This is a genomic window from Anaerostipes sp. AF04-45 (assembly GCF_003461725.1).
Lineage (GTDB): Bacteria > Bacillota > Clostridia > Lachnospirales > Lachnospiraceae > Anaerostipes > Anaerostipes caccae.
Window position 1 is genome coordinate 245015 of record NZ_QTXQ01000003.1, and the last position, 16968, is coordinate 261982.

Genomic DNA, 16968 nt, shown 5'->3' on the forward strand with positions numbered 1-16968 from the left:
AACTTAAAATCGCTTATGATGGATGTTTTTTGTTATGCTTCTTCGTCCTTCCGTTTCTTTCTGTACAGGACAGCTGCTGCCCCGGCAGATGATGCGATCAGTATAATAAATATGAAAAGATTCCTGTCATCCCCGGTCCTCAGTACGCGAAGCGGACGTCTTGGCTGTCTCTTTTGTCTTGGTTCCTGCTTCGGAGTTTTCTTGTTTTCCTTATAATAAGGCATTTCCTCCTGTTTATAGAAGAATCCGAAGTCAATGCTCTCATCATCTTTTACCGTATTCAGATCAGCCACTTCCATCATTCTGTCTGCATCTTCCTCAAGCCCCTGTTTCTCAGCCTCTTCTGCATTCAGCTTCAGCATTCTTGTGCTCACAAATTCGAATTCTTTTGCCCCGGCAATTCCCGTGATCGTCTCTTCTTCAGAAGGCTGTCCGTTTTCGTCCACGTACCAGCCGTCGCTGTCGGTCTCCTTGTCGTTTCCTGCATTTCGTTTTGTGAGAAAGGCCTCATAAGGTGTCTCAGCTTCCACTTTATAACGGTAAGGTTTCAGATAATCTTTGGATTCCGGATTCAGGTCCGTCACCGGAACAGTAAACTTATAATGTCCATTCTTATCGGTCTTGATACTGCTCGTTCCGCGGAGATCTTTCACCGTCTGCCATGTATCACCTTCTGCATCATAGCGGTAAAGATTCATCTTAACATTTTTAATGCCCCTCTCGCCTTCGTCCTGAATGCCGTTTTGGTTCTCGTCATTCCACACCTTGTCTCCAAGGTTTACGCGGTTTTCATATTTAATGATACCGCAGTCCACCGTCTTTTCGTCCCGTGCAGTCACATAATCATAGAGATTTCCGTAGGCATCTTCTGACTCCAGCGTATTGACCAGAAGGAAACTGTTTGAGATAGCATGCAGCCGGTCATCTTCGTCAAAGAGACCAAAATCACTGTCGATCTCTGCATTCTTTCCGTTTCCAACCTTTAAAAGGGTCAGATCCTCGTCATTATTTTTCTTTGTGCGTATACGGTATTTTTCCGGAACTTTGAGTTCTTTGTTATAAACATCCAGATCTTTGAACTTAAAGACACCGCTACTGTCAGTTTTTACAGAAGCTATCGTCTCATAAGTGTCATCTTCCGGCATTACCGGCTCCTGATAGCTTCCGGTCCGGATCGTTCCATCCCTTCCTTTCTTTCTGCTCTTTGCCGTGACAGGAGTATGATCGTCTGTCTCCTCCTTATTTTCCTCTTCCGGTTCTTCCGGAACGGGCTCCTCTTCTGGCACTACCTTCTTTTCCAGCCATACAGTCCTTCCCTTGACGGCTTTTTTGTTCTTTGACTGGAGGCCGTCTTTATCATCCGTGTCGTCCCATATGAGCCCCTCGATTTCTCCCTTGTCATAGGGAAGGAGTCCGATGTCATAGTCTCTGTCAAAGACCGCATTTAATGTGTCATAGTACTTATTCTGGTAAGAGATCACCGTATTCTTGTTGGCCTCTGTGATGTCCTCTTTCTTAATCTCCTCTGCCAGAATGATATACGGAATCTTAGCGTCTTTTACGCGTCCGTCGGAATAGAGATTACTGTCTTTCGTCTTATCCTTTCCCTGGGCTGCTTTTGTATAAATATACCCTTCTTTCATCTCCGGAACGCTTAAACGGTAACCCATCAGATAATCAATGTCCGGTCCCCCGTCGAAAGAGACTGCCGCAGTCACCGGAAGATTGGAGAAGAAATATGCGCCTTCCTCAGATGATATCGTCTCCTTGTCATATTTCTCAATCCTGATCCATTTGTCCTGATCAGAATCATAATAATAAGCTTCCAGTTTTACTTTGATGTCTTTCAGCGGTTTCTCTGTTTCGTCCTGAATACCGTTTCTGTTCTTGTCATCCCAGACATAATCACCGATGTATCCTGCTTTTGCCAGCACCAGGCCAAAATTGATTCCGTCGCAGACCGCATATTGTTTGCCGTCATTGTCGTATACCGGCCGGCCGGTGTTTTCATCTGTCGGAATAACCGCTTTAAAATTCTCAGTTTTGGCAATGTTTTTATTTCCGGAAACGATCATCGTTCCATCATTGTCATTGCTGTATTTCAGCGGATTCTTTGTGAGCCGCACCGGCGATGTCTTCATTAACTGTCCGTCTATGCTCAGATCTTCCACAGTAAAGTAGTATTCCCTGTTCGGCCAAAGCATGTCAAAACGATACACACCGTCTGCGTCTGTCATTACTTCCAGAGGTTTTCCGTCCATTCCCACGGCTGGGGAATAATTACCCTTCTCATAAGCAGTGACCTTTACTCCTTCCAGAAGCTTTTCGCCCGGATCGATTTTTCCGTTAAAATCTGTATCTTCATGGTTCTGTCCGTCATCATCGATCAGGTCTTTCCAAACGATACCTTTGTAGCGTACCGGCTTCGTGACTCCGATATCCGCATCCACAGCCTGTTTGTCATAGGCCTTTACAGCCGCCTCGGAAGACAGGTCAATGGCCTTTACGCCAAAGCTGTCGGTAGTGTAAGTCTCCGCAGTCAGACCATTATCTCCTTTATGTCCGATAGAAACCTTCGTGTTGGTCTTGGTAATCGGCGTGGAGAGCTGATAGTCGTCATATTTGTTCGGCATTGTAAATCTCAGGCGGTATTTGCCCGGCTTCAGATTTGCAATAATGTAATAGCCCTGGTTGCCCCAGTAATCGCTTCTGGTCACAGTGGAATAAGGCTTCTTCTTTGTCGTCACAGTTCCGTTGTATTCATCCAGCTTCACATCTCCTGTCGTCTCATCCATGACGTAATCCTGGCCATTTTTATTAATCACGGCCTCGCCGTCTACATTGCACGGATTTCCACTCTCCGTCAGGAGTTCGACTTTGACTCCGTTGATTCCCGGATCGTCGGCCTTTCCGTCTCCATCCAGATCTGTGGTCCATTTGCTTGGAAGCATTCTTCCGTTTTTGGCCTCTTTGTACTCGGCCTCATCCTGCTTTCCGTTGCCGTTTAAGTCATTCCAAACGTAATCACCCACATATCCGCGGCCTGTTGGTGCCTGGAGCACGACTCCTGATCTTGCGGAGTCAACCGGAGCATCCCGTTTTGCCCAGAAGGCGAAGGTATTCCAGCCTACAAACGGATCGCTGTCGTTTCCATTTTTAGCTGCATCCGCGGAACCCTTCATAAACGGAAGGTTCAGAGGAGCTTCCATGTCATATTTCAAAACATAGCTGGTAGAAGGGCCAAAGTCCGCAGTCGGATCTTTAAACCGCACCATAAACATTCTGACGCCCTTGCGGATGTCTTCTATGTTGTCAGGATTTGCACTTATCAGATCTTCTGCCTTTACAAAATGCTGATTTAACTTCGTCTCGTCATCGGCAATGGCCTGATAGTATTCTTTTGTACTTCTCTCGTTTACATCCGGCATATCCTTCATGTCATACAGAGCGTAGCTTCCGTCGGCATTCTTCTTCACCGGTCCCACATACACATCATACTTTCCTGCATCCAGCGTGTGGGTTCCTCCCGTATCCGCTTTTTCAATCCTGAAGCTGTCTAAATCGATCCAGCCGTTCCACTTGGACTCACGGGTCAGAGATGTATAGGAACCGTCGGCGTTTTTGCTTCCTGTAATGGCCTTGTCACCGTCATACGGCAGCACATCAAAGAAAATTGGAACGGAGTAGTTGGATGTTGTATCGGTATTGGTCAGGATATCTGAGAATGTATAATTTCCTCCCTCCTGTAACGGAAGCGGCTTCGTGTTCAGCAGGTAAGAGTCATCCACATCTGTGACGACCTTCTTGCCTCTGGTCAGTGTGCTGAATGCCTCAAATGCAATATTATTGCTTGAAATTGCCAGATTCTTATCGGTCTTATTGCCGTCATCGTTGACATCTGAGACATCGACTCTCAGAGAAGCCTGTTCCTCGTCCTCGTCATCTGTAATGAAGAACCGGAAGGAACCGTCTTTCGTTCCGTATACTTTTGTGGTCATATCTTCCAAAGGTACTCCAATGTTTGGCTCCCGAATCTCGTATGTGTAGTCGATGACAATCTTATCTCCCGGCGCTAAATCGTTGTCAAACCTCCAGGTCACCAGATTCCGGTCTCTGCTCGTATCAACCGCTTTCCGGTAAAATACCGGTGATCCCTCTTTCAGCTTCAGTTCTTCCATATGCGGCGCCAATGTCTCATCCTCTGCATTTATGATGCGCCACGTCCAGTAAAACCGGTTCTGTGTATCGGCATTCTTTGCTGAATAATCCGGATTAAGCGGGCAGTCTTTGTCACTCATCACCTGGTCATACGGCACATAGTCAAACTTCATTTCATCGATGTTGGCAATGAACGGAAGTCCTACCGTGAGTTCCGGCCTGGACATATTGTCCTCTTTGGATTTCTCCGGATCGTCGGACGGCAGGTTCATCATCTCGTCACTGGCATTGATCAGCTGTACCGTCTGTTTCAGTTTAGAACTGTTCTTCAGGTTGATCGCGATGTTTTTATCCCACTCATAGGAAATATTCTTGTCTGCGTCCACATGTTTTTTCAGATACAGCAGATTCTGTTTCAAATCCATGCTCGGATTCTGGGAGGAAATCTCCACTCCTGCCCGGTCATCCTGGGCTGTAAGCCCTGCATACTGTGTATCGCTGTATTTGCCCCATCCGCTCACAAAGAAGCTCGGGAATTTACTGATTTCTGTCTGTTCTTCCAAACCGACCTGAACGGCGATCTGCAGCGCATTTTTGTTGACACTGTCCGTAAAGGAATCTGCATGCATCTTGTCGGTCTTATATCCGTTGTCTTCTGCTTTCTTCTTTTCTACGGCAGAGACATCTTCTTTGTCTGCAGTACTGTCATCCGCATCCAGATCCAGCCGGAACCCCTGAGGTACCGGATAGTGTGCCGGATCGTCGGAAGTGACGATCCAGCGCATCTCGTCGACGGCTCCTTTTCCAGAATATTTTTTGAGAGCCCCTGTCAGTTCGATCACCTGGTTTTCATCAATTTTTGCTCCGTCCGGATTCAGGCGCACCCAGTTCATATCTTTGTCGGTCTCGTCTGTGACGTTAGAGCTTCCGCTGTCAATATCCAGGACTTCTACATAAACTCTCAGGTGTTTTCTGAGTTCGCCAATATCAACATTACACTTCGTATCGGCCGGAATCTCCCATTTTCCTGTCTGGACCCGCTTGACAGAGACAGCGATCCTTGGATCAGTCGGCTCTGCCGGTCCGTTTTTCACAGTGTTCGGAGCCCGGTTTGGAATCTTATACTGGACGATGAACTGATTGAGGTTGCCCTTATGCACAGTAGCCTCATCGACCAGTAAGGTAAATACGTCTTTTGTCTTATAGAGTGCATCGGAAGACCGGATATCCTGAGTGATGTCATCCTTTTGGTAAATTCTCCTTGGATCTTTTGTGTCTGTGCGCATAGAAACCGAAGGTTTTGTCACTTTGATTCCGGCAGCCTTTGCCATGCTGTACCGCTCATCGAAGATTCCGTCGAAGTCATAATCATTTTCCTGGCTGTCTTTCACCTGGTTTGTGTAGCTGACCGTCTCGATTGGACGCTCTTTGAAATTACCGCCCGGCACGAAGTCTCCGTCCATGCGGTGAAGATCAAGGTAGCTGGACTCTGAATTATACTGCCAGTAATCCGGATCTTTCAGAATATCTTCCGGTTCCGGAAGCTCTGCAATCCTGGATCTCAAAAACAGTGTAAAGTCTTTGCCCGATCTAAGCGCTCCTGATGGCAGCTTTCCTTTATGGATATTCCCGGAAGTAACATCTGCTTCCTGTCCCGGAATAATATTCGCCAGAATTTCCTGGTGATCATAGTTTCCGTCCTTGTCTTTCACCTTTTTTACTTCCAGCTGTATTTTCCAGCCTTTGTTTTTGGACGGATCACTGCTTTCCAGATCTGACTGGCTCAAGGTCTGTTTGATGCCGTCCCGGTCCACATATTCGATATAGTAACTTTCCAGATCGCCGCTGTCATCATAGACCAGTGCTTTCGGGAGCGTGTGATTAACCGTAAAGGCTGAATGTGTTATATCCCCTGTTGTACCATAATCGGTCAGCGGTCCCCAGTACCCTGACCTCTCAGCCGGAGTATTGGCCGCTTTCAGCTGATACCACAGATTGTCGCCGTAGGCAAACTGGATCGGAGCCAGTTTTGCCAGGCTTCCAGTGTTATTTTCCGGCTCTGCGGAATAATATGTTCCTGTTCTGCTGCCGGAAATGCCTGCGGTCAGACTGATTCTCGGATTTTTCGAATACAGACTTGCTGTATTCATGACTCCATGATCCTGAAGCACGGCTTCTTCCGCGCCGTCCCCAGTTTCTTTTTTTCCATCATAGTTAAGGTCTGTGTATTTGTCTTCTCCGCTTCCGGTCTGCCAGAACAGCAGGGAATCTGCCAGTCCTGTATCCTGAAGACTGATCTTGTCGCCTTCAAAATAAGGAGTCATCCGGCCAATCGCCCTGTCTGCCATCGCCTTGTTGTCATATATGGTTTTTCCTGTGCGGTACGTGCTGTACGTATAATCCGGGCTGACTGCATCCAGACGCGGGTCCTGATTATAATAGCCCTGATTTGTGTCCACGCCGACCGCATAGCCTGCGTTTTCGCCGCCGATCTGTTCGTCCGTGATATATCGGAAAAGATTATGCTGGCTTCCCAGATAGACTCTCGTGCTGTCCCAATCCTTTCTCTTATCCGCATCATCCGGCCAGTTTCCGGCGTAATCTGCTGCAATTACATTCATTTTTATGTTTCTGGACCGTCCTGAGAGCACTCTGACATCCTCTGTGGAGGTTCCTGCTTTCGGAACAAACCGGATCACATACCGTTTTGCCGCTGTTCCGTCGTCATCCACATCCATATACCGGATCTCTGTGTCAAACTTGGATTTTAAATCAGCCGGCAGGTCCGGATCTGTGTCGGCAGCCAGTCTGCCGCCGGAAGACCAGACTTTCTGTTCCATTTCCCAGTCAAAGTTCTGTACAACTGATCCATCAGAATCTGCATGAATCACTTCACCGTCTTCATCCACAGGCTGTACGCCATAAGGAAGCACAACGGTCACAACCGGTTTAAACAGGGTTCCCCTGGCTCCTCCGTTCGTAGTGTAGTTATAGCTTCTTCCGCTGTCGGCACCGCTTCCGTTTCCGTGGTGATAGTCTGACAGGATATACTCATTTTCCAGGCGGACATTCAGCTGTTTCAACTCTGTCTCTGCCTGAGCATACCACTGATCAGCACTGAGGACGTCATTTTCATCCCTCCTGCCGTATTCCGCCCAGAAACGGACCAAAGGTTTCCTCTGTTTTGCCCTCGTTCCGGTGACCGCATATTTGGTGGAGTCTGTACTTCCGTCTGAAGCTTCAATGTTAAATCCTATATCTTTTCTGTCCACTGCCTGAGAATAAGTATTCCTTCCCTTCAGGTAAAGAGGCCACGGTGAGAGCAGATTATAGTAGGCTTCTGTATTACAGTATGAGCAATACCAAATACCGGTTTCCAAATCATTGCACTGAACAGTTCCGCTTTTGTTTGCCTCGGACATATCCATGCTGTCGTTCTTGTCATAAATCTGGTGATACATCGTATTCGGAACTTCGCTGTCCTTGGATTCTATATCGACCGGCCGCACATACAGACGGTCATACCACATTTCATTCATATTCTCTTTGAACACTTCGGATTTAAATTCTACAGACATCTGGTAATGCTGCTGTTTGGATGCATCCAGACTTCCTCTGTTCCAGAACCGCGTAAGTTTCTCCGGTACTGTAATTCGGATCACCCATGCTTTTGAATCTGCATCTGCTGCATTATATGTTTTTCCGGTATATGCTCCGTTATGCACAGGGTCTGCCAGTTCTTTCGGCGCAAGAGCGCCGATATCCGTATCTCCCGGCTGCTGAAGAATCTTAATATTTTCTTCTGGAACAGTAATCTTTGTACCGTCCTTCATTTCGGCCTTCACTTCAAGTCTGCCGTCTTTCAGCACTGGTCTTGTACCTCTTGGCATCACGTAAGTAAACTCCGCTCCGTCTGTGTCCCAGTCTCCATAGTTCAGCGCATAAAGCCTTGTTACATAGTTTTCTTCAGCTTCCAATGCCGCAGTCTGCTGGTCGTAGTTTGGAACGTCATCTCTGTGTCCGGAACCGCCGGAATAATTGATATCTGCCTGATCGTAGTATTTTTGATCCGTTATCATATCACTGCTTCCGGTAATCCACGCTTTCTGCAGATGCAGTGCATGTTCTGCCCAGATAATATTGTGGTATTCATCACCAATGATGTTCTTCCATTTATTCATATTGGCAGAGCCCGTTCCGGATACGACCCTTCCGGATGTGAGATACCTGTAATAGGCACTGTCCGTGCCTCCCCTTCCGGATGTGAGATACCTGTAATAGGCACTGTCCGTGCCTCCCCCTCCGGCACCGGTGCGGTAGGATACAGCTGAGGCCTCTTTGGACGGGTCTGTCACAGTCATATTTGTGAAACACATCTGCCTGGAAGAAGAATTGATATCATAATCAAAAAATCTGCCTCCGTCACTGGTCGTCTGGCCCGGAATATATGCATAAGAATCCGTCAGGAATTCTCCCGGATCAATGCCTTTTCCGGGTGTTCCGGTAACTCCGAAATCATGGATCAGATTATCCATATCCATAGCTTTTGCGGCTGTATTGTTTGCATTCGGCGCAGGACCGTCTGCATATTCTCCATAGCGCGGAAGGTATGCGTTTTCTTTTGTATCCTTCCATGATGCCATCGGCAGGTCTTCTTTTCTCGCCTTGGTCTTATAGACGATCTCGATCCGTTCGCCTCTGGACAGCTCCTGATCACCGAAGTCGTATTTGTAGATCTTAAAGTTAATTTCCTCTGCAGGATTGTTCGCTGTATCTGTCGGCTTCCTGTCTGTGCCTGAAGTCACTTTTTCAAATTCCTGACTTCCTCCGATATCAAAATCTTTCATGTCAGTCACCGTGACTGCTGGTTTTTGGTAAGCTGAAGAATCCTTCGCATGTCCGTCCTTGTCATACCATATGATTTCAACATCATCCGGATTTGGTGCATCTACATATTCCGGAATCTTGTCATAGAGCACCGGATGATCAAGGGCCCCTCTTCTGGCACTGTCGTCTGTGCGCTTGTTCCAGGCAGTCAATTTATACCAAAAACTTTCATTCGGTCGGTACACTGCTTTGTTTTTGCTGTTATTTTCAGCATAGGTGCTCTTTGCGTCTTCTTCTTTGTCAAATGCCTGGACGTCTGCCAGCATATTCGGCAGCAGCCGGTATACGGTAAATGTATTCTTTGTATCTGCCAGCAGATGGGCTTCCATCTTGTCATCATCTGACACTTTATAGTGTTCATGGCCATAGTCAATATCCAGAATACCATTCATAGTACTGTAATTTTGGTTGACAGCAGATGCTCCGTTTTCATCCACGTAGTTCGCCGTTCCATGAAGAATGACATCCGGCATTTTATAAATATTTGTACCGTCTTTGGCAGGAACGTCCTCGTAGACCCATTTGATCTGCTTTACTTTTTTCAGGTTGCTGTCATCAGACCGGAAGGACGCATCCATGGCTTTCCAGTCTGTGTCCCCGTCTTCTTTATAGTAAAAGACAGCCTGATGTTCTGTTCCCGCAACCGTATATTTTGCCTCCGGCCATTTTCTGAGGTAGAAATTCTGTTCATTTTTTACTGTCTGGTTGGAGAGATCAATTTCAATTCCTGTTTCCTTAAGATCATGCATCGTATTGTTTTTAATGTCGGAAACCGTCAGATCTACATCCATCAAATCATTGACCCATGCCGTTCCCCCTTCCACAGAAGATGGATTGGAAAACTTCATTGCAGGTGTTCCCGCATCCATATAAGAAACAGAACTTGTAAGCTCTCCTGTCGGCACAGGTGTATTATTCAGTGCCAGATCGACGGCAGAGCTGTTTTCCACACAGCGTTTAATGAAACTGGCGCTTCCAAACGCATCGCTGCACCATGAGGAGTAAGAATAGGTCGGATTCGTGTCTCTGTTTCCGAAATAATATGGGTAATAGTGATTTCTCTGACCGCCTCCCGCATAAACGCTTGTATTCACTGTTTTTCCCTCAAATGCTCCGGAAAATTCATCCTTTGCCTCCAGAACAACAGTCACAGTATAGTCTTTGTTCAGTTTCAGATACTGGTCTCCATGATCTGTATCGGTTGTAATCACCAGATTCCGGTATGTATTTTTTGATTCCGGTGCCTCCAGTGCACCATTTACCACAGGTGTCCTCGTTGATACAGAACTGCTGTTGTCTACAAATTCACCCTTCAGATCTCCAATGCCCGAATCTGTCTTTTTCGCATACTTCCATCCCACGATCTTCATTCCTACAGGTGCCGTCACCCGAACCGCCGGATTTTTAAACGGCGTATTCGTCTCAGAACCGTCAGACTCCTTTTCGGATTTGTTGGAAACCGTCACCTGATATTCAATTCTGTCGCCTGGAATGATATGATCCTTATCTACCTCCAGTTTTATTCCGTCTTTTTCATCATACGCAGGAGATTTCGTCTCTTCATCCTCCCGCTTCTGTTTCATTTCCACATGGGAAACTCTGTTATAAACTGTTTGATCAGCATGGGGAGCGGCAGTTATCGTACTCTGCTGATAACCGAATGTAGCTGATTCTGCCTTAAAATTCTGAATGCTGTTTCGGATGTAATAAGTGTAGAAATAATCATGTGTACCGCTTCCTCCTATGGTAGGCACAGAATTCTCGTTCCACTCATCCTTTTCCAAATCTTCTTTTGTCCGGTCCACAAAGATTCCGTCGTAGACAATATCCTCTAATGCCTGGCCCGGTCTCAGGAATTTTTCATTCTTGCTTCCATCGGTTTCCTTGGCCTCAATTTTTACAGTAAAACTTTGGATATAACATTTTGTAAATTCTGTACCACTTATTGTATAGGTGGATGTATTTAAGGCATCGTCCCCCACGAATAGTTTGGAAACATCTAAAACATAGTATTCTTCATCATTGATTGTCTCCAGCCTAAACTTGTCTTTTACGTCCACTCCTTTATCATCACCGGAGTGGGTTCCGTCATTGATCTTGAACTGAGTCACATTCCACTTGTCAGAGTCAAAGACACTTTTCGGAATCTTAATTGTCTGAAGCCGGAACCGGCTGTCAAGAGCCTGGTCAAAGGCAAAACCGCTGATATCTGCGTCCCTGGATTCAGAGTTGGCAGGATCGCTGCCTCCGTCGTCTGTACCGGCGTTTTCCAGATGGATGGTAAACGCTGAAGACTCCGGCTTCATTTCCGGTTTACCGGCATCAAGTTTGGATGCCTGATAATCCCATCCTTTTGTATTGTTGGCAGTCAGCTTATAACCCGGCTTCAAAGGAATCCTTCTTGCCAGCAGAGTACCCGTCTCTGTGTTTCCTTCGATTACTGTATTGACCGGATCATAGTCTTTAAACGTCTTTGTGTTAACCGTATTGACTCCGGCGTTATTTCCGTCGCCGTTCAGCGCCAGTATTTCACCGTAGATGTTGATCATCGGTTCCGTGTGGTTGTCAAATACCGTGTCTTTGGATATTCCGTCGATCTCAGTCTTGCTGAAATCACCGTCACCGGCAATGTCCTTGACAAACAATTTAACCTTCGTCAAATACTGTCCGGAATTCAGAACGATATCTTTTCCGTCCACAGCTTCTCCGGCGTTGTCCTCTCCTTCGTAAAACACCCTGATCTCTTTATAATCTGCGTCTGCTGCATCGCTGAAATCCGCTGCTGCTCTTTTTACTGTGCTTCCGTCGGAAAGCGTCAGCATAATATCCCCGTCTGTCCGGTTCAGCAGTTTTTTCTTGATCTGAACAGACGTACTCTTAAATCCTTTATACTCCCCGTCACTTTTTGTGATCGGAGGAAGTGTGTCTTCCAGCACCGCATTGTCGATATACGGATAATAGCCGCTCCAGTTTCCGGAAGCCCCGGTTTTGTCCCTGTAGAAAGACATGCTGTAACATCCGGTTGCACCATATGGATAGGACTCTTTTCTGTCCGTCTCGGGATGCAGGTTGACTCCTTTTAGAGAGTACATTCTTGCATCGTCATAGACAGTGATCGGCACTTCCGATCTCATATGTCTTGCTGTGTATTCCTGCATACCAGTATACTGATTATACCAGTTATATGTATAGTAATAGTTTTTAAATGACCAGCCGGAACGGTAGCTGCTGTTCTTCGTAGTGTCTGTATTTTCAGTTTTTATTTCGGTTTTCGTTCCATCAGGTTTTTCAGTGCCTCCGATCGTCATTTCTGTCTCTGCAGAGGCCTTATAATTTCCAAGTTTATAATACCTTCCCACAAATTCGAAGGTATTTTGTGTGTTTACATTGCTTTGGTTATACCATGTGCCGTAATCCGGTGATTTGGCAGTTTTTACGCCTCCGATCTCCTCGTATTCCTGCTGGTTAACAGAAAAACGAATCTCTGCTTTTTTGACCGCCGCTTTCCCGTCCGGCTCTTCTTTTGGATGACGGTAGTAGTTCCCTTCTTTTTCTGTCTCGTAATTCGGCTCCCCGTCCAGAAGATTGATTCTCCAGTATCCATTCTGTCCGTCCCAGCTCTTGGCATTTTCATTGGCAGCCCAGACCGCCTTCGGATCATCGATCGTATAGGAAGATCCATCGGCACGGTATAATTTAATCTCTTTTACATAGTCCTTTACTCTCGGATCCACTTTCAGATAGTAAGTCTCAAAGCCCTCAGACGGAAGATTCACTGTCATCTTCAGATCTGCCGGTGTATTGTAGGCATAATTCTTTATCTGATATCTTGCGTAGGCTGAATCATTGTTCTGCTCCTGGTCGTTGTGCCTTTCCGGGGCCCCGCTGCTGTAATCCTGCAGGTACTGGCGGAAATCGACACCGATACTGCCGACCGCTTTATAGCCGATCTCAAAGTTCGTATCATCACTGTATCCATAGCTTGAACGGTAATGCTCGGAAGGCTCTGCACCATTATTATATCTGGTTGTTTTATTATCCGGCGTTACAAAGTACGCATCTACCGCCGTATCAAAATACATGGGACTGATCATCAGCCTTGCCGCATCCTGATTTGCAAGTTCAAAAGACCTGTCGGTGGTATAGAGTTGGCTCGTAATCTTTGCCGCTGCCTGGTTAACTTTCCGCATTTCAATGTCTGAAAATCCGGTGACCTCGATGGCCTGAGACGCTTTCGGCGCCTTTCCGCCTTTCATTGTCCCTCCGGTCACCTCTATCCCTTTTAAAATTCCCAGATCCTTAACGCTGCTTTTCGGAAGCTTCCAGCCTTCTCCTTCTAAAGTATAGATCTTGGAAGGCTGGCCCTTTTCTTTGAATGTTTTGGCATCCTTGTCATAGACAAGAGTTAAGCTGCCTTCGGAACCTGTCAATGTAATTTCTTTGACATCGGCAATATCCAGAAGCTCTTTCCTGATCAGTACAGACTTTGCATAAAAACCTTTTCCTGTCTCGGCAGAAAGCTGGTTGGCGGAATTTAATTCCGTAAAATCGATCACCGTATGGAAATCATGTGCATCATTTGCCGCACTGTTTCCAAACCAGAAGGAAAAGGAAGCTTCCTTTTCATAAGGAACCGCAAGCCCCATCACATTGCCGTCCACCATACTGCCGTTGTTTTCTGTATTGATCTCTGTCTTATCATAGTATGGATTTAAATGTGCATTCACTTCAGGCTTCGGATTATTGACATTCATTGTCATGCCCGCTGTCTGAGCAGGTTTGTTCATGTTCAGCGCATCTTTGCATGCCCATTCACCCCTGAAAGAAGCCGCGCCGTAAAAGTCTGCGGTTCCGCCTACGGTGATGTCCAGTTTCTCCGCAGTTTCCATTCCGTTAAACGGCTCAAATATAATCCTTACATATTTCAGTCCGTTTGCCATAGAACTTTTCCACAAACCCTCAGGAATCGTAATCAATCCGTCTTTTTCTGCCGGGATCTGATCCGCCGGGAGAACAAAATCCGGCTCCTTGGAGTTTCCTGCATAAGTGTTGTTGGAAATATCATAAAATTCTATTTTTGAAATCTTTCCGAATTTTTTCAAATCTTTGATGGTGATCTCATCTGCCAGGAATCCCACCGTCTTTTCATCGACCACATTTGTCGGCAGCGTCATCAGAAATTCCCCGGGGTTCATTTCTGAGTGTGACTTATTACCTATATGGAACACAGCCTTAGCACCGTCTTCATTATATGGCACCGTAATGGATGTCAGATTGGATGCCTGCGGATGATCCGGCTCATTGTAGACATTTCCTGTGATGGCCGGATTCACCCCTTCAATCGTGATCGTCCCTGTCCCTGTCTTTGTCACAGAGCTCGTGGATGTCCCCGGATAGTTTGTGGAAACTGTACCGGTGGCGGTAAGGGAACCATAATCCTTTAACGTTCCCATAACCTTCAGATAGGTCTCCGCAGCCAGTTCATCTCCGTTTACAATTTTCTGGTCTCCGGCAAAATAGTCGTATTCAATCCTTACACTTTTAAGGTTATCTAAATCGCCCTTCCACAGACTGCGTTCAATCACCACATTTCCATCGCTGTCTGCGTAGCCCTGAACGAGCGTCTTCAAGGAGATTTTCTTTGTCTGGTTATTCACATCTTTAAGAATGAGATTTCCGGACGGATATTGCTGATCTTCTTCGCTCGTTCCTATAGAGACATTGATCATGGCATCCAGAAGTTCTTTTTTCAGAAGAATGTTTTCGGTCACATATCCTCTGTCATTGGCGGCTCCCGGCACATCCAGCTGAAGATAGCCTGGCGCGATCGGTCCTTTAGACTGTGTTCCCGCCCTCAGGATATACCCGTCCATGCCCTGGCGGTTGTATTTTCCGTATACTGTCTGATGATACGGTGACCGGCTGCTTCCGCCTTCGGTCACTGCTGCCTGGCTTTCCCCTTCTTTCTTTTCTGTATGTACTGCTGTAACGACAGTGTCGATTTCAGGAGGAGTCAGTACCATATCTGCCTGGATCTTGTACGGCTCCTGCTCCTTGACCATCCATTCGCCTTCCGTATCACCGTCGCCAACTTTGTAGTATTTGTAGTCAAACTGGATTTCTGCTTTATTCTGAATCGTAACGTTGTTTTTGGGATAACCGCTGATCACGATCTTGCCTGGCAGTGTAGTTCCGGCATCTATCTTTTCTTTCAGATTCACACGGACTCTTCCCGTGGCATTGCCGGGAAGCCTGCCTTTAATTCCTGAGATTCCCCACCTCACTTCATCATCGGTACTCTTCTCTATCACACTCTGGGTAAAGTCAATCCATTGCTTTTCTCCTGTAGCGGAATTGGTAACCTCATACTGGAACGGATGCTCCTTCGCCAGAAACTTTTCTATTCCGCCGTCTGCATCTTTTTTTGGAACCTCATAAAACAGTCCGTCCAACATAAACTGACCCGGCACCGTATCTGTCACTCTCGGTGAAAACAGCGGGATATTCCCTTTATTTGTAATGCTTTCTATATAAAATTCGGATAAGCTGTTTACATAAACGTGTTTATTATACGGAGCTTCTGATTCTGAAACTTTTTTCGCAGAGTAATCCGGCTGCGGCTTCATAAAGGTAGCCGTAGCTGTATTTGTCTTAGACCAGTAAATCTCCGGTTTTCCAAAAATAATCGTGGATACCAGCTTCGTCTGAAGTTCGTTGGTCGTGCTGCTGCCCTTAAACTGAATATTGTTTGTGAACGGCAGCCTTACCAGAAACTTAGCCTGGTGGTGCAGGTTTTTATCCGGGTGTGCTTTTGCGTAGTTTGGAGAGTGTATTTCTTCTTCATGAATGACTGCAATCTGACCGTTTCCGGTATAAGAATAAGGGATAGGTTTTCCAAGCTTCCCATCTTTGATCTCTTCATCTGTCAGATCTGTGACATCGTAGACGAGAACACCTCCCTTATCCTCTTGCCCGATAAACTCCGTGTTCTTCCATGAATTTGGATTGTTCGGCTCTGTATTTTCGATGATCTGCCCGTCTTTATAAATCCATTTTGTGATATCCCGTGTAAATATCCCGTCTAGCCCGCCTTCAGAGGAACAGAACGGAAGCTCAAACATCAGGTTGATCTTATCAAATGAAACATCTTTCGGACCGTCCTTATCCTCTGACTCTGAGGTGTTTTTAACTGTAACATAGTGATCGGCATAATTATACTCTTTCCATACCGGAATGGCAGGGGAGTCTTCAAACACCGTCTCCCATGAAAGGTTCGTGTTTACAAACACTTTAATTGCATTTTCATCTACCCCAGGAGATTTCCATTCGTCCGCGATCTTATTGCCGTTCTTATCGTAGTACTCCTGGTAAGATGAGCTTCCGGTAATCTTTCCGTGTGTTTTCTCAGGCACATCTCCGAAAAACTTCACCTTAATACGGAAGGTCAGAGATTCCCCGGCCTTCAGGTCATTGCTTGCTACGAATACGATCTTGCCTTTATAAACTGTGTCCTGGTCAAATGCCTTTCCCTCCACTGTCTGCCAGCTGTCCGCCTCTATGACGTTGGCCTGCATTCCAAGCTTTACATCCTCCGGATTGACATTCTCATCATAAACCTGGAGATTTCCGTCGCTGTCATAGAAAAAAGACGGCAATGCGACGGTGACTTTTGCTCCTTTTGCATAGCCGGAAGACGTGGCTGTGACATTGACCTGTCCTGTCAGTTCTTCAGATGCCCCGTTTTTAAGCATCGTAACATTGGTCCCCGGCTCCTGCTTACAGGAAAAACTGACCTGCAGCCCCGGCGACTCATCTGCTTTTACATTTTTAATAATTGCTGAAAAATTTGGACTCTGTACCACCATTAAAAGTGACAGAATGATAGAAATGACCTGCCTAATACGTTTTTTCATAACTCCGTTC

1 protein-coding gene is annotated in these 16968 nt (G+C 46.3%); it reads right to left on the reverse strand.

Translation table 11 applies throughout. From position 1 onward, the window contains the following. Positions 1–32: 32 nt before the first annotated feature. Entirely contained in the window at positions 33–16958 is a 16926-nt protein-coding gene (locus DWV34_RS06295; RefSeq protein WP_118475734.1) for an SdrD B-like domain-containing protein, read from the reverse strand. Positions 16959–16968 lie beyond the last annotated feature (10 nt).

Bases quoted from the DNA above. Each gene is read 5' to 3' on its own strand.
- DWV34_RS06295 (WP_118475734.1), bottom strand. From the start codon at position 16,958: ATGAAAAAACGTATTAGGCAGGTCATTTCTATCATTCTGTCACTTTTA.